This is a genomic window from Bradyrhizobium sp. Kon56 (genome assembly GCF_055807635.1).
Genome location: NZ_JBVVOU010000003.1, coordinates 298,764 through 318,400 on the forward strand (window position 1 = coordinate 298,764; position 19,637 = coordinate 318,400).

21 protein-coding genes are annotated in these 19,637 nt (G+C 64.3%); 10 read left to right on the forward strand and 11 right to left on the reverse strand.

The genetic code is table 11. The features are described 5' to 3' along the window. Positions 1-21 precede the first annotated feature (21 nt). Positions 22-999: a peptidyl-alpha-hydroxyglycine alpha-amidating lyase family protein gene (locus AC0L3B_RS07045; protein ID WP_473380214.1), complete on the forward strand. Its 978-nt coding sequence runs from the start codon at positions 22-24 to the stop codon at positions 997-999. A 214-nt stretch (positions 1,000-1,213) separates the two neighbouring features. Then, positions 1,214-1,771, forward strand: coding sequence for an HNH endonuclease (locus AC0L3B_RS07050; RefSeq protein WP_007597381.1), 558 nt, complete (start codon positions 1,214-1,216; stop codon positions 1,769-1,771). 72 nt (positions 1,772-1,843) lie between these two features. Here AC0L3B_RS07050 and AC0L3B_RS07055 read toward each other — a convergent pair whose 3' ends face one another. Then, positions 1,844-2,845 carry a glycoside hydrolase family 16 protein gene (locus AC0L3B_RS07055; protein ID WP_473380215.1) on the reverse strand — a complete coding sequence of 334 codons (1,002 nt, stop codon included), beginning with the start codon at positions 2,843-2,845 and terminating at the stop codon, positions 1,844-1,846. A gap of 302 nt (positions 2,846-3,147) precedes the next feature. On the opposite strand from AC0L3B_RS07055, the gene AC0L3B_RS07060 reads away from it, so the two are divergent. From AC0L3B_RS07060 to AC0L3B_RS07070, 3 genes are all read left to right on the forward strand, one after another. Further along, entirely contained in the window at positions 3,148-3,369 is a 222-nt protein-coding gene (locus AC0L3B_RS07060) for a dodecin (RefSeq protein WP_018453224.1), read from the forward strand. A 158-nt stretch (positions 3,370-3,527) separates the two neighbouring features. After that, a complete protein-coding gene (locus tag AC0L3B_RS07065) occupies positions 3,528-5,432 on the forward strand; it encodes a sensor domain-containing diguanylate cyclase (RefSeq protein ID WP_473380216.1) in 1,905 nt (634 codons plus the stop codon). Positions 5,433-5,497: 65 nt separating this feature from the next. Then, positions 5,498-6,145 (forward strand): HAD family hydrolase, encoded by a 648-nt coding sequence (locus AC0L3B_RS07070; protein WP_473380217.1) that lies wholly within the window; start codon positions 5,498-5,500, stop codon positions 6,143-6,145. Between the two features lie 24 nt (positions 6,146-6,169). Here AC0L3B_RS07070 and AC0L3B_RS07075 read toward each other — a convergent pair whose 3' ends face one another. The 6 genes from AC0L3B_RS07075 to AC0L3B_RS07100 all read right to left on the reverse strand — a co-directional run bounded on the left by AC0L3B_RS07075 (position 6,170) and on the right by AC0L3B_RS07100 (position 13,471). Continuing rightward, a complete protein-coding gene (locus tag AC0L3B_RS07075) occupies positions 6,170-7,138 on the reverse strand; it encodes an ABC transporter ATP-binding protein (protein ID WP_007597389.1) in 969 nt (322 codons plus the stop codon). Next, entirely contained in the window at positions 7,135-8,130 is a 996-nt protein-coding gene (locus AC0L3B_RS07080) for an ABC transporter ATP-binding protein (RefSeq protein ID WP_473380218.1), read from the reverse strand. The genes AC0L3B_RS07075 and AC0L3B_RS07080 overlap by 4 nt, the downstream gene beginning before the upstream one ends. Next, complete coding sequence (locus AC0L3B_RS07085; protein ID WP_007597392.1) at positions 8,130-9,047, reverse strand: ABC transporter permease; 918 nt, start codon at positions 9,045-9,047, stop codon at positions 8,130-8,132. The genes AC0L3B_RS07080 and AC0L3B_RS07085 overlap by 1 nt, the downstream gene beginning before the upstream one ends. Further along, positions 9,013-9,972 (reverse strand): ABC transporter permease, encoded by a 960-nt coding sequence (locus tag AC0L3B_RS07090; RefSeq protein WP_007597394.1) that lies wholly within the window; start codon positions 9,970-9,972, stop codon positions 9,013-9,015. Before AC0L3B_RS07090 ends, AC0L3B_RS07085 begins: the two co-directional genes overlap by 35 nt. 28 nt (positions 9,973-10,000) lie before the next feature. Beyond that, positions 10,001-11,791 carry a peptide ABC transporter substrate-binding protein gene (locus AC0L3B_RS07095; protein ID WP_085350827.1) on the reverse strand — a complete coding sequence of 597 codons (1,791 nt, stop codon included), beginning with the start codon at positions 11,789-11,791 and terminating at the stop codon, positions 10,001-10,003. 261 nt (positions 11,792-12,052) lie between these two features. Beyond that, a complete protein-coding gene (locus tag AC0L3B_RS07100) occupies positions 12,053-13,471 on the reverse strand; it encodes a M20 family metallopeptidase (protein WP_377828978.1) in 1,419 nt (472 codons plus the stop codon). A 283-nt stretch (positions 13,472-13,754) separates the two neighbouring features. On the opposite strand from AC0L3B_RS07100, the gene AC0L3B_RS07105 reads away from it, so the two are divergent. The 3 genes from AC0L3B_RS07105 (at position 13,755) to AC0L3B_RS07115 (ending at position 16,114) form a co-directional block, all read left to right on the forward strand. Beyond that, on the forward strand, positions 13,755-14,726 hold the full coding sequence (locus AC0L3B_RS07105) for a S1C family serine protease (RefSeq protein ID WP_018453218.1): 972 nt from the start codon (positions 13,755-13,757) through the stop codon (positions 14,724-14,726). 28 nt (positions 14,727-14,754) lie between these two features. Continuing rightward, positions 14,755-15,825, forward strand: coding sequence for a phospholipase (locus AC0L3B_RS07110; RefSeq protein WP_473380219.1), 1,071 nt, complete (start codon positions 14,755-14,757; stop codon positions 15,823-15,825). A gap of 82 nt (positions 15,826-15,907) precedes the next feature. Beyond that, the gene (locus AC0L3B_RS07115) at positions 15,908-16,114 is read left to right on the forward strand and encodes a hypothetical protein (RefSeq protein WP_018453216.1); all 207 of its coding nucleotides are present in this window, start codon (positions 15,908-15,910) and stop codon (positions 16,112-16,114) included. A gap of 77 nt (positions 16,115-16,191) precedes the next feature. Here the strand turns inward: AC0L3B_RS07115 and AC0L3B_RS07120 are convergent, their stop codons facing one another. The 3 genes from AC0L3B_RS07120 to AC0L3B_RS07130 all read right to left on the reverse strand — a co-directional run bounded on the left by AC0L3B_RS07120 (position 16,192) and on the right by AC0L3B_RS07130 (position 17,858). Beyond that, positions 16,192-16,851 carry a DsbA family protein gene (locus AC0L3B_RS07120; protein ID WP_026232486.1) on the reverse strand — a complete coding sequence of 220 codons (660 nt, stop codon included), beginning with the start codon at positions 16,849-16,851 and terminating at the stop codon, positions 16,192-16,194. Positions 16,852-16,949: 98 nt separating this feature from the next. Beyond that, positions 16,950-17,426, reverse strand: coding sequence for a PaaI family thioesterase (locus tag AC0L3B_RS07125; protein ID WP_473380220.1), 477 nt, complete (start codon positions 17,424-17,426; stop codon positions 16,950-16,952). Positions 17,427-17,429: 3 nt separating this feature from the next. Further along, positions 17,430-17,858 carry an acyl-CoA thioesterase gene (locus AC0L3B_RS07130; protein ID WP_473380221.1) on the reverse strand — a complete coding sequence of 143 codons (429 nt, stop codon included), beginning with the start codon at positions 17,856-17,858 and terminating at the stop codon, positions 17,430-17,432. Between the two features lie 109 nt (positions 17,859-17,967). Here AC0L3B_RS07130 and AC0L3B_RS07135 point away from each other — a divergent pair, with 109 nt between their 5' ends. Next, positions 17,968-18,516: a TetR/AcrR family transcriptional regulator gene (locus AC0L3B_RS07135; RefSeq protein WP_085350765.1), complete on the forward strand. Its 549-nt coding sequence runs from the start codon at positions 17,968-17,970 to the stop codon at positions 18,514-18,516. 47 nt (positions 18,517-18,563) lie between these two features. On the opposite strand, the gene AC0L3B_RS07140 is transcribed toward AC0L3B_RS07135, so the two are convergent. Next, positions 18,564-19,055, reverse strand: a complete 492-nt coding sequence (locus AC0L3B_RS07140; protein ID WP_377828972.1) for a hypothetical protein — start codon at positions 19,053-19,055, stop codon at positions 18,564-18,566. A gap of 202 nt (positions 19,056-19,257) precedes the next feature. Here AC0L3B_RS07140 and AC0L3B_RS07145 point away from each other — a divergent pair, with 202 nt between their 5' ends. Then, positions 19,258-19,542, forward strand: a complete 285-nt coding sequence (locus AC0L3B_RS07145; RefSeq protein WP_473380222.1) for a PsiF family protein — start codon at positions 19,258-19,260, stop codon at positions 19,540-19,542. The last annotated feature ends 95 nt before the right edge of the window (positions 19,543-19,637 follow it).

The following is a 19,637-nucleotide window of genomic DNA, read 5'->3' on the forward strand; positions in this document are numbered from 1 at the left end:
TAACGAACAAGAGGAGAATTCATGCCAGCCATTCTCGGCACCGGCGAGCACCGCTACCGCGTCGTTGAAAACTTCGCAAAGCTGCCGGACGGATGGCAGCTCACCGACGTCGCCTCGGTCGCGGTCGACAGCAAGGACCGCGTCTACGTCTTCAACCGCGGGGCCCATCCGATGGTCGTGCTGGACCGCGAGGGCAATTTCTTGCGAAGTTGGGGCGAAGGCCTGTTCTCGCGCGCCCACGGCCTGCACATCGATGCCGACGACAATCTCTATTGCACCGATGATGGCGACCACACCGTGCGCAAGTGCACCACCGACGGCAAGGTGCTGCTGACGATCGGCATCCCCGAGAAACCGTCGCCGTTCATGAGCGGCGATCCCTTCCACCGCTGCACCCACACCGCGCTGTCGCCGAAGGGCGAAATCTACGTCTCCGACGGCTATGGCAATGCGCGCGTGCACAAATTCACGCCCGGCGGCAAGCTGATGACAAGCTGGGGCGAACCCGGCACCGATCCCGGCCAGTTCAACATCGTGCACAACATCACCACCGACGCCGACGGCTTTGTCTATGTCGCCGACCGCGAGAACCACCGCGTGCAGGTGTTCGACGGCAACGGCAAGTACGAGACGCAGTGGAACAATCTGCACCGCCCTTGTGCGCTATGCTGTTGCGGTGGGGCTAAGAGCCCGACCTTCGTCATCGGGGAACTCGGCCCTGGCCTGGCCGTCAACCGCAAGGTGCCCAATCTCGGCCCGCGGCTCTCGATCGTGGACGCCAAGGGCAACCGCATCGCGCGGCTCGGTGGCGAGGAAGGCCCGGGCGTTGCGAGCGGCAAGTTCCTGGCGCCGCACGGCATCGCACTGGATTCCAGGGGCGACATCTATGTCGGCGAGGTCGGCGTCACCGACTGGAAGACCAGCTTTCCGGACGAGGAGATGCCGGCCGTGGTGCGCGCGACGCGATGTTTGCAGAAGCTGGAGCGCGTGCGGGAGTAGCTGCCTCGGCACATCCACGTCGCGCTGTCAGGATGACGCTGCCTCAACGGCCTCGGACTTGGAAATCACAGCGTTTTGCGCGCTTTGCCACCCCCCGGCCGCATTGCTTGTGCCGGAATAAGTCGCTCAACGGGCTTCACAATCCCGTCACGCTGCATGTAGTATGTCAGTTACGTGCTGCTTCGCAGCGTACATTGGAGGCCAGGAGCGTTACTTGAACGCACATGTCTCGCAAGGCCATTGGCCGGTGTTGGTGCTGAATGCGGACTTCCGGCCGCTGAGTTACTACCCACTGTCTTTGTGGTCGTGGCAGGACGCGATCAAGGCGGTATTCCTCGACCGCGTCAACATCGTCGCGCATTACGATCAGGCGGTCCATAGCCCCACGCTGCAAATGCAGCTGCCGAGCGTCGTCTCGCTCAAATCCTTCGTCAAGCCGACCACCCACCCTGCCTTCACCCGATTTAACGTCTTCCTGCGCGATCGTTTCGCCTGCCAATATTGCGGCTCGCCCGAAGACCTCACCTTCGACCACATCATCCCGCGCAGCAAAGGCGGCCAGACCACCTGGGAGAACGTGGTCGCGGCGTGCTCGCCCTGCAATTTGCGCAAGGGCAATCTGACGCCGGTGCAGGCCAAGATGTTTCCACGCCAGCACGCCTTCGCGCCGACCGTGCACCAGCTCCACCGTAACGGCCGCCTGTTCCCGCCGAACTATCTGCACGACAGTTGGCTGGATTATCTCTACTGGGATACGGAGCTGGATCCGTAACGTCGGCGTGCAGGCCCTCGGCAATCCATCGTTGACTCGCGCCGCCCAACGCCGGGAGAGATCAGCGAGCTTCTATCTGCGCGCCTGCTCCAGATCGATCTGATAGACGGAAATCCGGTCGATCTCGAATGCGACGGTAGGCGGCGACTCCGCGTCGACCGGACCGACGCCGAGAAAGAATTTGGATCCGATCGCGAGATTGACGATCATGTACATGGGATCGTCGAAACCGATCGGCACCTTGATGTCGGACACCGGTCTGCGGTCGATGAAATAGACCAGGCGATCCTCCTCCCACAGCACACCGTAAGTGTGGAATGCGCTCGACGCGTCGCCGACCGCGAAGTCGAAGCCGCAGGACTGAATCTTCTGGGTCGAGGGAATCCGCCAATGCGTCGTCATCACGAGATCGCCCGGCTTTTCGCCGCGGCCTTCCAGCACGTCGACCTCCGGCGGCCAGCCACCGTCATCCGCCAGCATCCAGAACGCCGGCCACACTGCGTGCCCGACCGGCACCTTAGCGCGGATCTCGAAATAGCCGTGCTTCTGCGCGAACGTGCCCTGGGTCGTCAGCATCCCGGAGATGTACTCGTTGTCGAACAGCACCGGCTTCAACCCCGGCGGGGTACGGCTGGCGACGATCGACAGCACGCCGTCCTTGACCTTGAACGGATCGAGCCCGAGCGGCGCCGCGTTGCGCCCCGCATAGCGCGGATCGACATAGATCTGTTGCTCGCCATTGGCGCTGGTCTTGCGCTTGAAGTCGGAGCCGTCGCCGCCCCAGTAGCGCGCCTCCGGCCAGGCCGCGCCGCCGGCGTAATGCGGCACCCAGCGTCCGTTTGCCAGCGGATGCTCGTCAAAATCCTCGTTGAAGGTCCGGCGTAGCGGCAAGAAGACCAGCGAGGCCGGATTGACCTTCTCCAGCCGACGGCACTCGATGGTGGAGGGATCGGTCGTGACCTGCAGCGACATGCTCATCGGGGCACCGTCGAGATCGTCCTGCGCGATGGCCGGCGCGGGCACAACGCAGAGACCGATCGCAGCCAGAGCGCCCCTCGTCCAACGCTCGATCATCACCGCACTTCGAAGACGCCAGAGGAAAGGCCGAGGTTAGCTTACTCATATCGGAACCGGCAAGAGCGGGCCGGCGACCGCGCGCCAATTCAGGAGCGCCGCTTGCACACGCGATCCAGATTTTCGTGCACTTAGAAAAATTGGGACGCCTAGGCAGCGCTCGGAAGGCGAGCGGCAGGCTCCTGCCGGGACGGAACTCGGGGCGCCGGCATCCGTTCAGAGTCGAGGCCGGATGTCGCGCGGGCGCCAGTTGTCCGCGACAGACATATCCGGTCCCGCCACAGCACGAGGGGAGAATAGTCATGGCCACAAGCGAGACGGATCACGTCTACAAGATCCTGGAACTGGTCGGATCGTCCGAGACGTCGATCGAGGATGCGATCAAGAACGCGGTCAGCCGGGCCGCAAAGACCGTTCGCGAGATGAAATGGTTCGAGGTGGTGCAAACGCGCGGCCATATCGAGAACGGTGCCGTGCGCCACTACCAGGTGACGCTGCGGGTCGGCTTCACGCTGGATGAGTGAGGCAGAAAGGCCCGGCGCGCGGGGTCAGCCTGGTTAGCTCGACGATAGCCCGTCAATTGTCGAGGATTGTTCCGACCGGAAGCGCACAATCCGCACGGAAGTTGCAACAGCCCGTTAAGGCCAAAGTGAGAGGTTTGCGCCGAAATGGAGCAAGCCTGATGACCACGGGCCGCGAACTCGGAAAGACGCGCCTTCCGCTCTGGGCAGCGGGTTTCGTCATCCTGACCTGCTTCGCCATCCTCGGCTTGAGCGCCTGGCGTGAATGGGAAACACGCAATGCCGATCTCAAGAACGCCGAGATCGACGTCGCCAATCTGGCGCATTCGCTGATCCAGCACGCGGACGACACCTTCGAACTCGTTGATACAATCCTCGTAGGCCTGGTCCACCGGCTCGAAATCGACGGGACGGGTCCGGACACGATCACCAAGCTTCAGGCCTATCTGCCGACACGAAAATCATCGGACCGGATCCGCGGCATCTTCGTTTATGACGCGAGCGGGCAGTGGCTTGCCACGACCGAGCGGCTCGACTTCTCCAAGCTCAACAACAGCGACCGCGAATATTTCCAGCGTCATCGGGACTCGCCGGAGATGGGCACGCTGATCGGACCGCCCGTGAAGAGTCGAGCCGGGGGCCAATGGGTCGTCACCGCGTCCCGCCGGATCAACGATGCCGACGGCGGCTTCGCCGGCGTTGCCCTGCTCACGATCGACGTCGGCTATTTCGTCAAGTTCTACGAGCGGTTCGACATCGGTACGAACGGCTCGGCATCGCTGCTCAACGATAGCGGCATCATGCTGGCGCGCAGCCGCGACGACAGTGGCGCCTTTGTCGGACGCGACCTGTCCAATGCGCCCTTGTTCAAGGGACGGGAAAGTCGCCCCGCCGCAGCAGTCTACTATTTCAAGTCGCCGCTCGATGGCGTCCAGCGGCTGAGCTATTACCAACGCAGCAGCCGCTATCCCCTAATGGTGCTGGCGAGCAAGTCGCGGGACGACGTGCTGGCGCCGTGGCGGCAAGCCGCGGCTGCGCGCACCACCTTCGTCCTCGGCCTCGTGCTGCTGATCGCGGTGATCGGCTTCTACCTGGTCCGTCAGCTCGTACAGCGGCAGCGCACGGCCCAGGCCCTCGTCGTCAACGAAGCAAACTTCCGCCTGTTGGCCGAGCAATCCAGCGACATGGTGACCCGGATCGGGCTGGACAACCGGCTGCTCTACGTTTCCCCCTCGTGCGTACGCATCACGGGCTGGTCCTCCGACGAGCTGCTATCCACCTCGGCCCTGGCCGGCATTCACGCCGACGACATGGAGCGGGTCGAGCAGGCTATCGCCGCGCTTAAGAATGGCGAGGCCGAGGAGACGCGGTTCGTCTATCGCCACCGTCATCGCGACAAGGGCGAGATTTGGGCGGAGGCGGCGTTGCACGTGACCCTGGCGTCGGACAGCGGTGAGATCGACGGCGTCGTCGCGGTGGTGCGCGACATCACCGAGCAGAAGGATCTTCAGGACAAGCTCGCCTCGCTTGCAACGACCGACGGCCTCACCGGACTCGTCAACCGGCGCGCGTTCGACGAGCGCCTCGCCGAGGAATGGGCCCGGGCCCGGCGCGATGGCACGCAGCTCTCGCTCCTGCTGATCGATGTCGATCATTTCAAGAAGTTCAACGACCAATACGGGCATCTGGCGGGCGACGGATGCCTGCGCGCGCTGGGCCGGATCCTATCAACCCACACCAAGCGCCAGGCCGACGTCGCGGCGCGCTACGGTGGCGAAGAATTCGCCGTGCTGTTGCCGAACACCGGTCCCGAGGGCTGCGCCGAGGTCGGCGAAGGGATTCGCAAGGCTCTGCACGATCTCGCCATGCCGCATGCGCAAAGTCCCCCCTCGCGCCTGGTGACCGCAAGCGTTGGCGGCGCGACGAGTCTGCCGTCCCAAACCACGGCGGACTGCAGCACGCTGGTCGGCGCCGCCGACCGCGCGCTCTACGCCGCCAAGGACAACGGCCGTGACCGGCTGGTGATGTCGGGACAGGTCGTTCCCTGGCCCGCCAGGAGCGCGTGACGGATCGACCGCTGGCCCGATTTGTTGCCTGCGCTCCAGCGCGGTATGGCTTGGATCACGGCCGGATGTTCGGCCAATCCGAGAGTGCTGCGGTGACCGGTCAAATCAAACTCGTCCTCTTCGACATGGACAATGTCCTCTGCGACTACAACACGGCAAAGCGTGTCGCATGGCTGGCGAAGGTTGCGGGGACCACGAGCGAATCCGTCCACAAGGCGATCTGGGACAGCGGCTTCGAGCTGCTCGGCGATTCCGGCACACTCGATGCCGCGGACTATTTGCGGGGTTTCGGCGACCGCATCGGCTATCCGCTGTCACCGGACGAGTGGATCGAGGCGCGACGCCGTTCAATGCAGGCCGATCGTGCCATGCTGGAGATTGTCGGCAGCTTGCGTCAAACCGTCGACATTGCCGTCCTGACCAACAACACGACGCTGGTCGCCGACCATATCGCAGCGCTGCTGCCGGAATTGCCACCGCTGTTCGGCTCGCGAATCTACGCCTCGGCCCGGTTCAAGACGGCGAAGCCGGACCCGCGCTGCTTCCGCCTCTGTCTGTCGGAGCTCGACGTCAAACCGGAGAACGTCCTGTTCGTCGACGATCTCATGGCCAATGTCGCCGGTGCGCGAGAGGCGGGCCTGTTCGCGCATCACCACACCTCGGTTGAGGCTTTCAGGCGGGCCCTGTCGGAGCACGGCCTGCTTCACGCATGAATGCGCGATCCGCTTTTCCCGGCGTCAGGCGAGATGGCACGCCACAAAGTGCCCGCCTGCTCCCTCCTTCAGCTCCGGTGCGCTTTCCGCGCAACGCGGCTGGGCGATAGGACAGCGGGTGTGGAAGTGGCAGCCCGACGGCGGCTTCATCGGGCTCGGAACGTCGCCCTTGAGGCGGATGCGCTCGCGCTTGAGCTTGGGATCGGGCACCGGCACCGCCGATAACAGCGCCCTCGTGTAGGGATGCTGCGGATTGCGGTAGAGGTCGCTGGCCTTGGCGAGCTCGACGATACGGCCAAGATACATCACCGCGACCCGGTCGGAGATGTGCTCGACCACCGACAAATCGTGCGCAACGAAGAGATAGGTGAGGTTCAGCTCCGCCTGGAGATCTTCCAGCAAGTTGATGACCTGCGCCTGGATCGAGACGTCGAGCGCAGACACCGGTTCGTCGCAGACGATCAGTTTCGGCTCGACCGCGAGCGCACGCGCGATCACGATGCGCTGGCGCTGACCGCCGGAGAATTCATGCGGATAGCGGCGCATGTGCTCGGCCTTGAGCCCGACCTTCACCAGCAGGCTCGCGACGCGATCCTCACGCTCCTTGGCGGATGAGCCGAGCTTATGGATGACGAGGGCTTCGCCGAGGATGGCGCCGACCGTCATGCGCGGATTGAGGGAGGCGAACGGGTCCTGGAACACAAGCTGCATGTTCCGCCGCATCGCGCGCAAATCGTTGCCGCCGAGCTGGCGGACATCCTGACCGTCGAACACGACCTCGCCGTCGGTCGGTTCGATCAGGCGCAGCACGCAGCGTCCCGTCGTCGACTTTCCGCAGCCGGATTCGCCGACGAGGCCGAGCGTCTCGCCGCGGTTGACCGAGAACGAGACCCCATCGACGGCATAAACGCTGCCGACCTGGCGCGACAACAGGCCGCCATGCACGGGAAAATATTTCTTCAGGCCGCTGACGCGGAGCAGGGGCTCGGTCATGCTGCGCCTCCCAACTGCGTATCTCCCAGATGACAGGCCATACGGTGGCCGGGCGCGATCTCGCGCAGCAGCGGCTCCCTCTCGGTGCAGACGCTCATGGCGTGGCGGCAGCGCGGAGCGAAGCGGCAGCCGACCGGCGGATTGATCAGGATCGGCACCGAGCCGCCGATCGCCTCCAGCCGCACCTTGTGCTCGCTGGCGAGATCGATGCGCGGGATCGAGCGGATCAGTCCCTGGGTATAGGGATGGCCGGGATTGCCAAAGAGGTCGTTGACGGGCGCCTCCTCCACCACCTTGCCGGCATACATCACGACGACGCGTTGCGCGGTCTCGGCGACGACGCCCATGGCATGGGTGATCAGCATCACCGCCATGCCGAAGCGTTCCTTCATGTCCTGGAGCAGGTCGAGGATCTGCGCCTGAATAGTGACGTCGAGGGCCGTGGTGGGCTCGTCGGCGATGATCAGTTTCGGCTTGCAGGCGAGAGCCATCGCGATCATCACACGCTGGCGCATGCCGCCGGAGAACTGATGCGGATAGTTGTGCACGCGGCCTTCGGCGTTGGGAATCTGCACCAGCTTGAGCATCTCGATGGTGCGATCGAGCGCCTGTTTCCTGGTGACATTCTCATGGCGGCGCAGGCTTTCGGCGATCTGCTCGCCGATGGTCAGCACCGGATTGAGCGAGGTCATCGGCTCCTGGAAGATGAAGCCGATCTCCTTGGCGCGGATCTCGTCGAGCTGACTGCTCGTCAGCGGCACGAGATCGCGGCCCTCGAAGATGATCTCGCCTGCCGCGATGCGGCCCGGCGGCATCGCGATCAGCTTCAGGATCGACATCGCGGTGACGGTCTTGCCGCAACCGGATTCGCCGACGACGCAGAGCGTCTCGCCGCGGTTGATGGAGATGTCGACACCGTCGACCGCCTGGAGGATGCCGTCGTCGGTGGAGAAGTGGGTTTTCAGTCCCTTGATCTCGAGCAGCGGCGCCATCAGATCACCCGCCGCGCATCGAGCGCGTCACGCAGGCCGTCGCCGATGAAGTTGATGGCGACCACTGCGATGAAGATCGCGCCGCCCGGGAACAGCGCCCAGTGCGGGCCGATGTCGAGAAAGTCTTTCGCGTCATAAAGCAGCCGGCCCCAGGTCGGCGTATCCGGCGGGAAGCCGAGGCCGAGGAAGGACAGCGTCGATTCCGCGATGATGGCTGCGGCCACGTCGATGGTGCCGGCGATGATCACCGGACCGAGCGCATTGGGCAGGATATGGCGCACCACCTGCCGTACCGGGCTGGCTCCGAGAGCGCGCGCGGCTTCGACGAATTCCTTCTCGCGGATCGACAGGAACTGGGCGCGAACGAGGCGGGCGACCGGCATCCAGCGCAAGCCACCGATCACGAGCACGATCAGGATGAAAATGCCGCCCTCGGGGCCGAACGCTGCCTTCAGCCCGTCGCGGAAGAGATAGATCAGCAGCAGCAGCAGGGGCAATTGCGGCAGCGACAAAAAGAGATCGGTGAGCCACATCAGCCCATGGCCGAGCGCGCCGCGCGACATGCCGGCGAGCGCGCCGATCAGCACACCGACAAAGACCGAGACCAGCATCGCGGCGAGACCGACCGCGAGCGAGATGCGCCCGCCATAGATCATGCGGGCGAGGATATCCTGCCCGAGATCGTCGGTGCCAAAGGGATGGGCCAGCGACGGCCCCTGCATGCCCGCCACGATGTCGATGTCGTCGATCTTGACCCGCCAGATAAAGGGGCCGACCACCACCGCCAGGATCAGAACGAGGAGCAGGAACGCGCTGACCACGGCAAGCTTGTGGCGGCTATAGCGCCGCCACGTCTCGCGCCAGGGCGAGTAGACGCGCCGCTCAGCGGAGGGAGATGCGAGGGTCAAGCCAGCCATAAAGAACGTCCGCGATGAGATTGAACAGCACGACCAGGCACGCAAAGACGAAGGTGACGGCCATCACCACCGGCGTGTCGTTGGAGAGGATGGAGGAGATCAGCAGCGAGCCGATGCCGGGGATGCGGAAGATCTGCTCGGTGACGATGGCGCCGCCGAACACCGCCGGGATTTGCAACGCAATCAACGTGACGACCGGGATCATCGCGTTGCGCATCACATGCTTGATGATCACCCGCCTCTGGCCGATGCCCTTGGCGCGCGCGGTGGTGACGTAGTCGAGCCGGATCACGTCGAGCATCGCCGAGCGCACGAAACGCGTCATCGACGCAGCCTGGAACAGGCCGAGCACCGCCACCGGCATGATGGCCTGACGGATCATCTCCAGCACCCAGTGAATTCCCGTGCCCTTGATGTCGGTCGTGTAGACGAAAGGCAGCCAGTCCAGCGTGACCGAGAAGATCAGGATGAACAGGATGCCGGTGAAGAAGGTCGGCAGCGAGAAGCCGACAAAGGCGAGCGTGTTGGCGACCTGGTCGAACAGCGAATAAGGTTTCGTCGCGGCGTAGACCCCGACCGGGATCGCGATCAGGAGCGCAAGGATCTGCGCCGAGCCGATCACGTACAGCGTCGTTGGCAGTCGCTGGAGAATGAGCGTGTCCACGTTCATCCGGCTGACGAAGGAGAAACCCCAGTCGCCGTGCAGCATGGCGTTGAGCCAGTGCAGGTAACGAAGGTAGATCGGATCGTCGAGGCCGAACTTCGCCCGAAGCGCGAGAGCGACTTCGGGCGGCACGTTCGGATTGGTCGCTAGCTCGGAGAAGGGATCGCCCGGGGCGAGTGCGAGCACGACGAACAGCACGAGCGAAATTCCGAGCAGGCTCGGAATCGCGATCAGGAGGCGACGCAGGACATACTGGCTCATGAAGAAGGACCGCTCTAGGCGTGCGTGATCATTCTTCGCGGTACCAGTCGAACAAATTGTCGGTCTCGTTGGCCCAGCCGGAAACGACCGGGCGCAGATTGTTGGCGGCCGCCTCGACCTTCAGACGGTGCTGCACCGGGATGAAAACGATGTCCTGGTACATGAGATCATTGGCCTTGATGTAGAGCGCCGCGCGCTTGACCGGATCCATTTCGCCGTCGGCGGCCAGGATGGTCGCGTCGTACTCCTTGTTGACCCAGCGCGGGAAGTTGGTGCCCTGCCACTTGTTCTCCTTGGTGGCGACGAGGTTCGAAAGGTAACGACGCATGTGCTGCGACGGATCGGGCTGGCTCAGCGGGATCTGGAACATCTCCATGTCGGCGTAGAACTTGGAATAGGTGTCGGGATTGCCGACGTCGGAGGAGAAGAACACGGAGGCGACGACCGATTTCAGCTCGACGTCGATACCCGCCTTCTGGCAGGCCTGCTTGACGATGGCCTGCGTCTTCTGGCGCGGCCCGTTGATCGCGGTCTGGTAGAGGAGCTTCAGCTTCTTGCCGTCCTTCTCGCGGATGCCGTCGGCGCCCGGCTTCCAGCCGGCGTCGTCGAGGATCTTCGAGGCCTTCTCGACGCTGAACTCCCACGAGGTGTTCTTGGACACGAATTTTTCGGGCCCGTTGAGGAAGTTGGCGGTGGTGCGGCCGGCGCGGCCGTAGATGGCCTTCTTGACCGATTCGCGATCGATCAGCAGCGAGAGCGCCTTGCGCACCGCTGGATCAGAAAACAGCGGGTGCTTGGTCTTTATCGAGGAGCGTTCGCCGTCGACCTCGGTGTTGGGATCGGTGAAGTTCAGCGCGATGAATTCGGTGTCGCCGCCGACGGCGTAGACGGTTTTTCCCTTGCCGCCCTTCTCCAGGCGCAGCAGCACGTCGTCCTCGACCTGAATGTTCCAGCCGAAATCATATTCGCCAGTCTGGATCACCGCGCGCGCGGCAGAGACGGCGTCGCCGCCGCCCTTCATCTCGATCGAATCGAAATAGGGGCGGTTGGCCATGTGATAATCGGGATTGATCACGCCGCGGACAAGATCGCCCGGCTTGAACTCGACGAACTTGTAGGGGCCGGTACCGACCGGCGAGAGGTTGGTCGGCGCCTCCCGCGACTTGGACCCCATATAGTCCTTGAACAGATGTTTCGGGATGATGGTATTGGGAGCCCCGACAAAAGCGTCGGCCCAGAACGGCGTCGGCTTGTTGAACAGGATGCGAACCGTGAGGTCGTCCACCTTCTCGACGGTGATGTCGCGGAGCGTCGCGATGGTCAGTGCGGAGGTCGCCGGATCCTTGGCATATTCCCAGTTGAAGACGACGTCGTCGGCCGTGAACGGCGTGCCGTCATGCCATTTGACGCCGGGCTTGAGTTTCCAGGTCACCGACTTGCCGTCGGCGGCGAGGCCACCGTTCTGGATCGAGGGAATTTCGGCGGCCAGGACCAGCTTCATGTTGCCGTCGGGATCCCAACAGGCGAGCGGCTCGTAGAACAGACGCGCGCCGTCCTGGTCCTTGGTGCCGGTGGCGAAATGCGGATTGAGCAGGGTCGGCCCCTGCCACCACAGCAGCTTGAGCGCGCCACCGCCGCCGCGCTTGGTCGGCTTGTAGGTCGAGGCGCCCTCGGCCATGGCGACGCCGCCAAGCGCGAGAATCTGGTTGGCCAAAGGCGCGGTGAGACCCACGGCGGCAAGACGCTGAATGAAGCCGCGGCGATCCATCCGCCCGTCCTTCACGTCACCGATCATCGAACGCAGTTGTTTATCCAGCATGGTTGTCCCCGTCTGGTTCCCGTATGGATGCAGGCGGTCGCGCGAGGCGACCACCGGGCTTGGCTGGCGGTAGATGGCACACCGAATGGGGTGCGCGTCAACTGCGACCGTGTGTATGCAAACGGTCTTCTGACTGTCTGTTGGGCAAAACCATATTCCGCAGCCCATCCGATCGGCAATCCAGCATCAAAACACGCTGAATTCCGCGCTGCACTGCAGAAAATTTGATCGCCGCATCAGACGAAGTATCGAGGCGAAATTCTACGCCACGGACATGTCGAGCGGCGGCGCGACGTGGTCTGGCAGCGGACAGACGTAAGGCGTCTTGGCTGTCCGCTTCTGGAGGTCAGCCTTGGCAGCCTTGATCAGCTCCGGGTCCGTCAGCGCCTTGATACCGATGCCGGCCATCGCCTTGGCGGCCTGCACCATGGCCTTGTGCGCATGCGCGCTCTTGCCCTGCGCGACCACCTGCCAGGTGTGGAAGGGCGTACCGATTGCAACCGTGGGTGCGTGGACCTGCACGGTCGGCACCACCCAGCTCACGTCGCCGACGTCGGTCGAGCCGACCAGCGGATTGCGCTTGGCATCCAGTGGCACCAGGAAGTCAGCCAGCGGCCGGTCGGTCGGCTCCATGCCGATCGCGTAATAGACCGACTCGATGTCCTTGTCGCTCAGCGTTGCGCGGATCTCCGTGGCAAAGCCCTTGTCTGCGTCGTCGAAATGCGGCGGTCCGAGCTCTTCCATGACCCGATGCAGCGCCTGCTCCAGCGGCGTGTTCGGCAGGATGTTGGAGACCGCGGAGATGATCTTCATCTCGACCTTGGTCTCGGTCATCAGCGCCGCGCCGTCCGCGATCTTGCTCACGCGTCCGACCAGCTCGTTCATGCCGGGCAGATCACGGGCGCGGATCGAATAGCGCACGCGCGCATGCGCCTGCACCACGTTCGGGGCGATGCCGCCGGTGTCGAGCAGCGCGTAGTGCACGCGCGCGTCGCTCGGCATGTGCTCGCGCATATAGTTCACGCCGACATTCATCAGCTCCACGGCGTCGAGCGCGGAGCGGCCGAGATGCGGCGAGGCCGCCGCATGCGAGGTACGGCCGGTGAAGATGAAATCGGCGCGGGTGTTGGCCAGTGACGGCGTCACCGCGACTTCCCAGAAGCTGTGCGGATGCCAGGTGATGGCGATGTCGGCGTCTTCGAATGCACCGGAGCGCACCATGAAGGCTTTTGCCGCGCCGCCCTCCTCCGCGGGGCAGCCGTAATAGCGCACGCGGCCCGGCACCTTGTTCTCGGCAAGCCAGTCCTTCACCGCCGTCGCGGCGAGGAGAGCTGCGGAACCCAGCAGATTGTGACCGCAGCCATGGCCGTGGCCGCCAGTCTCGACCGGACGATGCTCCGCGACGCCGGCCTCCTGGCTCAGGCCCGGGAGCGCGTCATATTCCCCCATGAAGGCAATGACCGGTCCGCCCTCGCCCCATTCGCCCGTCACCGCGGTCGGAATGCCCGCGACCTGCTCGGTGATGCGGAAACCCTGATGACGCAACTCGGCGAGATGCTCGGCGGCGGATCGCGCCTCGGTGTAGCAGACTTCGGGCATGCCCCAGACCTTGTCGCTGAGGTCGATGAAACGTGCCTTGATCGTGTCGATGCCACGCCAGATGTCGCTGCGGTTGTCCATGCTTCGGCCCCGTGATCCCTCGGTCAAACGAAGCGGCAATGGTTAGCAGCTTCATTGTACCGCGCCTAGCACCTCGCCGGACAGCAGCCATGCGGCCAATGCCGGAGGCCCGCTCGACCGACCGTGCATCAAGCCTTCCCGCGCCTTTCAAAGATTTCATCCGGTGCCTCGGGAATAGTTGGGGAACGAGGCTTTCAAGACGGCCTCCTCCGGCCTAAATTATCCGTGCTTCGCGCGTCGTTCCGCTAATCGGCGGAGCGATGCTCTCAGCCAGGAGAACTCCATGCCCGCCCTGACCGAATGGAGAGTGCCACCGGCCAATCAGCCGCGTGCGAGCGATTACGGTTTCGATCTCGACCGCGCGCTCGCCTCCGTCGTCGGCCTGCATGCCATCATCCCGCCGGACGCCTTCAGTGCCGAGACACTGGGCACCGAACGCGCCGGCAACGGCGTCGTGATCGACGATGGGCTGGTGCTCACCATCGGTTACCTCATCACCGAAGCAGAGTCGGTGTGGCTGCATGTCGGAGACGGGCGCGTAGTGGAGGGACATGTGCTCGGCTTCGATGCCGTCACCGGCTTTGGCCTGGTGCAGGCGCTCGGCCAGCTCGATGTCGCCCCCTTGCCGCTCGGGATCTCGGCCGAGACCCGGCTCGGCGACCGCGTCGTGGTCGGCGGCGCCGGCGGACGCACGCGTTCGGTCGCGAGCCAGATCGTGGCCAAGCAGGAATTCGCCGGCTACTGGGAATATCTGCTGGACGAGGCCATCTTCACCCATCCCGCGCACCCGAATTGGGGCGGCACGGCGCTCCTCAACGAGCGCGGCGAGCTGATCGGCATCGGCTCGCTGCAGCTCGAACGCGAGCGCGAGGCCAAGGCCGAGCACGTCAACATGATCGTGCCGATCGACCTGTTGAAACCGATCCTGGACGATCTGCGCAAATTCGGCCGCGTCAACAAGCCGGCACGGCCGTGGCTCGGACTGTTTTCGACCGAGATCGACAACCGCGTGGTTGTGATCGGGATCTCCGCCAATGGTCCCGCCGCCCGTGCCGAGCTCAAGACCGGCGACGTCATCCTCGCGGTCGACGGCGAGAAGGTCACGAGCCAAACCGGCTTCTACAAGAAGCTGTGGGGCCTCGGCGCTGCCGGCGTCGACGTGCCGCTGACGGTACATCATGAAGGCGTCACCTTCGACGTCACGGTGACCTCGACCGATCGCTACAAGCTCTTGAAGGCGCCGAAGCTGCACTGACGATCAGAACTGACGCAGGGAAGCGACGATGAGCGAGGCCGTCGTTGACGATATCGTGGCCGTGCTGCCGCCGCTGCTCAATGCGCTGGAGGCGCTCGCCTTTTTTCAGCGCAACCTGCACCCGCCGGCCTTCGGCTCCTTGATGAATGCGATTGGCGCTCCCGACGAGGCGTTGCAAACGGCGCGCGCGGCAATCCGAGAATGGCCGGAGGAGTTCACCGGACTGCGCGAGCGGCTCGATCGTGCCTGCGACGAGACGCTCGCCGCCTTTGCCGGCCTGCGCGAGGTCGAACGTGGCAATGGCGACCTCGTCGCGGTCTTCCGCGCACTACGTCATGTGCCGCGCGCGCAGGAGGCACTCTATCCGCTGGCCGTGCGGTTTCCGCCGGTCAGCAGTTTCTTCCTCAACGCCGCGAATCGCGAGAATGCCGACCTGTTGTCGCGGCTCGAAGCCGGCGCGGACGCGCACACCGGCATCATCCACGATCACAACGAGCCCGGCAGCCGCGGTGGCTTTTCGGTCTACGTGCCCGAATATTATACGCCCGATCGCGCCATGCCGCTGGTGATGGCGTTGCACGGCGGCAGCGGCAACGGCCGCGGTTTCCTGTGGAGCTGGCTGCGCGATGCCCGCAGTCTTGGTGCGATCCTGGTGGCGCCGACCGCGACCGGCCCAACCTGGGCGCTGATGGGTGACGATTCCGACACGCCCAACCTCATGCGCATTCTCGAAACCGTGCGCAGCCGCTGGACCATCGACGCCTCGCGCATGCTGCTCACCGGCATGAGCGACGGCGGCACCTTCTGCTACGTCACTGGCCTCGACGGCGCCTCGCCCTTCACGCATCTCGCGCCGGTGTCGGCGACCTTCCATCCGCTGATGGTCGAAATGGCTGACGCTGCGCGTCTGCAGCGCCTGCCGATCTTCATCGCGCACGGCAAGCTCGACTGGATGTTTCCGGTGCAGACCGCGCGGCAGACGCAGGCGGCCCTCGCCGCCGCCGGCGCCGACGTCACCTATCGCGAGATCGACGACCTCAGCCACACCTATCCTCGCGAGATCAACGCGGAGCTGGTGCAGTGGCTGAATGGAGAATGAACAACCTCTCCTTCCCTGCGCCCTACTGCCGCGGAACAACCGATCCGGGCCGACGTTATCGCCCGTCATCGGAGGTTTCGCCATGCGGATGTTTCTTGGAATGATTTTGGGCGCGCTGCTGCTTGCCTGCGGCGTGTATGTCTATGACTCCATGCAGACGTCGTCGGTTGCTCATGGCGAGGTCGCGACGACCAATCGCACCATCGTAAACTGGGATGTCGCCAAAGCCGATTGGGACGCGCTGCGCGATCGCGCGCACAAGGACTGGGTCCGCATCTCCTCCAAGTAACGACGTGGTATCATGAATGAGGCGCCGTCGCGGGTCCGCGGCGGCGCCTTCGTATTGCGCGGTGAATATCGCTCGGCTCAGTTCATCTTGGCCTTGCGGGCGTCGGCGATGACCTGCTCGAACTCGTTCATGCTGAGCACGCCGGGCACGCGGTATTTGCCGACGATGAAGGACGGCGTGCCGCGGAAACCGAAGGCTTCGGCCTGCTCGTTGTTGCGCTTGAGCACGGCGTCGATGTCCTTGGCGTGATCGGCGAGATCGCGCTTCAACCGATCCATGTCGACGCCGGCCGCCGCGAGCAGTTCGTTGATGCGCGGCTCCGTCAGGCGCGAGCTGACGCCCATCATGGCGTCATGGGCCTGGTGGTATTTGTCCTGGAATTTCGCCGCCAGCGCGGTCCGCGCGGCCGTGACCGAAACCGGACCGAGAATCGGCCAGTCCTTCATCACCAGCCGGACCTTGCCGTCGTCCTGGATGACCTGACGCAACTCGGGCTCGAGCTTGCGGCAATAGGGGCAGTTATAGTCGGACCATTCGATGATGCTGATATTCCCGTCGGGATTGCCGGCCACGGGAACGTCGGGATCGCGCAGCACCTTGGCTTCGGTCAGCACCTCGTCTTCGTCGGTTGCCGCCCGCGCCGCGGTGATCCCACCGGCGACAAGGGCGCCCGCTCCAATCAGCGTCAGCGCCGCGCGCCGCGTCGGCACAAGGCTCTTATTCCTGAATCCAGCCATATCTCGTTCCATTTCGGTCCCATTTCCGTGGATACGGTCCGAGACTGGGAATTGTTACAGGTCATATAGAGTGTCGCGGCGCCGATGTCATCGCCACGCTATGCCGGTATCGGGGCCGGCGCTTGCGCAGCCACAGCGCGGGGCAGCATTGCCATCAGCGTCCCGGTCATCGTGGCGATCAACGTGACCTTGCCCTCGTGCTCGGCAAACGCCCTGGCCTCGCAAAAGGTCAGCGTGCGGCCGGGCTTGACCACCTCTGCCTTGAAGACGAAACGCTCGCCCCGTGCCGGCGCGAGCAGCGTAGTCTTGAACTCGACGGTGAGGATATCGGCCTCGCGCGGCATCAGGGTGAAGGCGGCGACACCACAGGCATTGTCGAGGCCTGCGGTAATGATGCCGGCGTGGACAAAGCCGTTCTGCTGTGTGAGGGCCGGCGAATGCAGCATGGCTAGTTCAGCCTCGCCCGGCGCAAGGCGGACGATCACGATACCGAGCGTGTGCATCGCCGGCTGGCCGTCGAACATGGCGATGGCAGCCGCGCGATAGCCCGGGTTCTTCGGCTCATATGCAGCCATGGCTCAGGCCTCCGCCTTCTCGGCGAGGTGCCTCAAGGCCACCTCGCGGATGGCATCCGTGAACGGCACCGATTTGCGCTGGCTACGGTCCATGTGCACGCCCGTGATCTCGCAGAACGCGGCGATCTCGCCGGTCTCGGCATTGGTCATGTCGTGCCGGAAGCGGATCGATTTGTCGCGGATCTCAAGCAGATGGCTGCCGATCTCGACGATGTCGCCGGCGCGCAGCTCGCGCTTATAGGTGATGTTCTGCTGCACGGCGGCCATGCCGCGGCCGGAGCCGCGCAGATAGCTCGGCGTCAGCCCGAGGCGGGCGAACAGATTCCAGTTGGCCTCGTCGAATTTGCCGACATACCACATGATGTTCATATGGCCGGCGTGATCGCACTGCCATGGATAGACCGTGCCGCGATAGGTCGCCTCCTGCTCCATCGCAATTCTCCCTGGCCTTTTCTGCCTTTGATTGTCGATACGGTAGCGTATCAACCTCCTCCCGCGTTAGCAATACGGCACCGTATCAAGAATCGGCGAGGCTGCCTGCATGAGTGACGGCAAAGGCGATGTCTGGGTCGAGGCAGGGCTCACCGAGCTCGCCCGATCGGGAGTCGAGGGGGTTCGGGTCGAGGTGCTCGCCAAGAACCTGGGCGTCACCAAGGGCGGCTTCTACCGCCGCTTCGCCGACCGTGCCGCGCTGCTCGGTGCCATGCTGGAGCGCTGGCGCGAGGGGCGCTCAATGGCGATCGCGCAGCAGACGAGCCTTGATGGCCAAGAGCCCCGCGAACGGCTGCGGGCGGTGATCCAGCTCTATTCCGAGCGGCTCAATCCCGACGGGATGGCAATCGAGCTTGCGATCCGGCAATGGGCCCGCTCGGACGAGGGCGCCGCCGCGGCGGTGGCGAACGTAGACGCGGCGCGGCTGAAGCACGTCACCGAGCTCTATCGCGCGACCGGCCTCGATACCGAGGCAGCCGAAGCGCAGGCCTTCCTGTTCTACTGCTTCATCTTCGGCCAGAGCCTGCTGTTCGTCGAGCGCGGCCCGCGCAAGCGATCGCAGCTCGTCGCGAAATCGGCCGAGAAGCTCCTGGATTAAAGCAAGAGGCCGGAGCTTGGCTCCGGCCTCTGCGTCGTCTGGAAGCGTCAGGCGGCGCCCTTCAGCTTCTTGTTGCATTCGCTGTAATAGCCGCCGCCCTTCTCGATCCACTTCATGCCGCCATTGCCGTTGGTGGCCTTGTTGGCGTTGTACTGGTCGACGCAGGTATGCAGACGCCCCTTGCCGGGGGTCTCCTTGGCGTATTTCGGATCGACCGCGTTCGGATAGATCGCGGGGCCGGCCGGCAGGGTCGGGGCAGCAGCCGGGGCGGCCTCCTTCTTCGCCTGCTTCGGCTCGGCGGGAGCGACGGGCGCAGCAGGAGCGGCCGCGGTCGGCGCAGCCGCTGGCGTCGCGTCCGCGCCGCACTGGGCCTTGCGGAAGTCATTCCACTTCGTGGTGCCGAGCGACCCGTCCTTCTTGGCGGCCTGGTATTTCGCGCTGCACTCCTGCGAGGTCAGCGCCTGCGCCGGCGCACTTGCCACCAGCGCGGCAAAGCCCGACAGCGCAACTGCACACAGCAACTTTGATTGAATGGTCATCCTTGGTCTCCTCCTTGATCTTCCCCCGAGGGAAGTGAACCGAGGATTGCTATCCTAGCGTGCCGCCCGCCCGCGACAAGGAAGCGATGGCTGCTGCCGCCAAAATATAGTGATCCTCCACGTTCCAATTATTCATCTCGCGTTCAGCAACGCCAGCCGACTTTCGCGCCCTTCGCAATTCCCGCAAGAAGAGTGCAGCACCATGACCCTCACATCTCGCCTCGCCGTCGTCGCTCTCGCCTCCCTGCTCGCCACCGGCACCGCCTTCGCGCAGACCGCCGCGCCGGCAGCAAAGACCGACACCAAAACCACAACCGCCGCCCCCATGGACAAGAAGGCACCGAAGGAGCACTCGGCCGAGTCGCTCGAATGCTCCAAGCTGGCCGACGCCAAGGGCCTGCACGGCAAGGAGCGCAAGAAATTCCGCTCCGAATGCATCAAGACCGCCAAGGCCGGCATGGCCGCGCCGGCTGCGGACAAGAAGTAAATCCTTCCCCCCTGCTCGCGGCTTCGGCGAGAGGCGCGCGCATTGCGGCATGACGTGGCCGCAATTGTGCGCCTCTTGTTGATTTGCGATAAGGT

Bases quoted from the DNA above. Each gene is read 5' to 3' on its own strand.
- AC0L3B_RS07045 (WP_473380214.1), top strand. From the start codon at position 22: ATGCCAGCCATTCTCGGCACCGGCGAGCACCGCTACCGCGTCGTTGAA.
- AC0L3B_RS07055 (WP_473380215.1), bottom strand. From the start codon at position 2,845: ATGATCGAGCGTTGGACGAGGGGCGCTCTGGCTGCGATCGGTCTCTGC.
- AC0L3B_RS07060 (WP_018453224.1), top strand. From the start codon at position 3,148: ATGGCCACAAGCGAGACGGATCACGTCTACAAGATCCTGGAACTGGTC.
- AC0L3B_RS07065 (WP_473380216.1), top strand. From the start codon at position 3,528: ATGACCACGGGCCGCGAACTCGGAAAGACGCGCCTTCCGCTCTGGGCA.
- AC0L3B_RS07070 (WP_473380217.1), top strand. From the start codon at position 5,498: ATGTTCGGCCAATCCGAGAGTGCTGCGGTGACCGGTCAAATCAAACTC.
- AC0L3B_RS07075 (WP_007597389.1), bottom strand. From the start codon at position 7,138: ATGACCGAGCCCCTGCTCCGCGTCAGCGGCCTGAAGAAATATTTTCCC.
- AC0L3B_RS07080 (WP_473380218.1), bottom strand. From the start codon at position 8,130: ATGGCGCCGCTGCTCGAGATCAAGGGACTGAAAACCCACTTCTCCACC.
- AC0L3B_RS07085 (WP_007597392.1), bottom strand. From the start codon at position 9,047: ATGGCTGGCTTGACCCTCGCATCTCCCTCCGCTGAGCGGCGCGTCTAC.
- AC0L3B_RS07090 (WP_007597394.1), bottom strand. From the start codon at position 9,972: ATGAGCCAGTATGTCCTGCGTCGCCTCCTGATCGCGATTCCGAGCCTG.
- AC0L3B_RS07095 (WP_085350827.1), bottom strand. From the start codon at position 11,791: ATGCTGGATAAACAACTGCGTTCGATGATCGGTGACGTGAAGGACGGG.
- AC0L3B_RS07100 (WP_377828978.1), bottom strand. From the start codon at position 13,471: ATGGACAACCGCAGCGACATCTGGCGTGGCATCGACACGATCAAGGCA.
- AC0L3B_RS07105 (WP_018453218.1), top strand. From the start codon at position 13,755: ATGCCCGCCCTGACCGAATGGAGAGTGCCACCGGCCAATCAGCCGCGT.
- AC0L3B_RS07110 (WP_473380219.1), top strand. From the start codon at position 14,755: ATGAGCGAGGCCGTCGTTGACGATATCGTGGCCGTGCTGCCGCCGCTG.
- AC0L3B_RS07115 (WP_018453216.1), top strand. From the start codon at position 15,908: ATGCGGATGTTTCTTGGAATGATTTTGGGCGCGCTGCTGCTTGCCTGC.
- AC0L3B_RS07120 (WP_026232486.1), bottom strand. From the start codon at position 16,851: ATGGCTGGATTCAGGAATAAGAGCCTTGTGCCGACGCGGCGCGCGGCG.
- AC0L3B_RS07125 (WP_473380220.1), bottom strand. From the start codon at position 17,426: ATGGCTGCATATGAGCCGAAGAACCCGGGCTATCGCGCGGCTGCCATC.
- AC0L3B_RS07130 (WP_473380221.1), bottom strand. From the start codon at position 17,858: ATGGAGCAGGAGGCGACCTATCGCGGCACGGTCTATCCATGGCAGTGC.
- AC0L3B_RS07135 (WP_085350765.1), top strand. From the start codon at position 17,968: ATGAGTGACGGCAAAGGCGATGTCTGGGTCGAGGCAGGGCTCACCGAG.
- AC0L3B_RS07140 (WP_377828972.1), bottom strand. From the start codon at position 19,055: ATGACCATTCAATCAAAGTTGCTGTGTGCAGTTGCGCTGTCGGGCTTT.
- AC0L3B_RS07145 (WP_473380222.1), top strand. From the start codon at position 19,258: ATGACCCTCACATCTCGCCTCGCCGTCGTCGCTCTCGCCTCCCTGCTC.